The sequence below is a fragment of the Macrococcus epidermidis genome (assembly GCF_003259695.1).
GTDB classification, from domain to species: Bacteria; Bacillota; Bacilli; order Staphylococcales; family Staphylococcaceae; genus Macrococcoides; species Macrococcoides epidermidis.
On the sequence record NZ_PZJH01000031.1, the window covers coordinates 1 to 214 of the forward strand.

The 214-nt window shown below is 43.9% G+C and carries 1 protein-coding gene; it reads right to left on the reverse strand.

What is annotated here, in order from left to right:
• Positions 1–214: hypothetical protein (locus BHU61_RS13295; RefSeq protein ID WP_146608879.1), on the reverse strand; the 214-nt coding region annotated here is incomplete at both ends.

Here is a 214-nt window from a genome sequence, read left to right on the forward strand (position 1 = left end):
CTGTTGTCGCTGTTAATACATCTGCTACCTTCGGATTTGTATCATTCACATCTGCGATGCCATCATTGTCATCATCTGTATCTGTTACATCTGGAATACCGTCGCCATCTGTATCACGTTGAACTGTTACCAGGACATCCACTGTCTCTGTTTGTGTACCATTCGTTACTGTAACTGGAATCGTTACCGTCTGTGTTTCGTAGTTCGGTGCTGT